General features: G+C 50.6%; 1 pseudogene. It reads left to right on the forward strand.

Features of this window, described 5'->3' with window-relative positions:
* Positions 1-17 precede the first annotated feature (17 nt).
* Positions 18-241: pseudogene (locus DW657_RS09475) on the forward strand (DNA-binding protein); the annotation flags it as partial.

The following is a 241-nucleotide window of genomic DNA, read 5'->3' on the forward strand; positions in this document are numbered from 1 at the left end:
TAAACACAGAACAGAGTATGATTAACTACAGTATCGTAATGCGCAGCGTGAACGCAAACCTCCTTGAGATCAACCAGGCAAAGTCACGTATCAACCAGGCTAAGAAGGACGGCAAGGAGCCGGACAAGAAGGACACCGACCTGGTGAAGACCGAGAAGCAGAATGCGTTCGCCATCTCGCAGTACACCGATGTGATGACCATCGAGAAGTTTGCCAAGCACATCACTTCTCACGGCAGCGT

The sequence above is a fragment of the Prevotella sp. AM23-5 genome (assembly GCF_003473645.1).
GTDB classification, from domain to species: domain Bacteria; phylum Bacteroidota; class Bacteroidia; order Bacteroidales; family Bacteroidaceae; genus Prevotella; species Prevotella copri_A.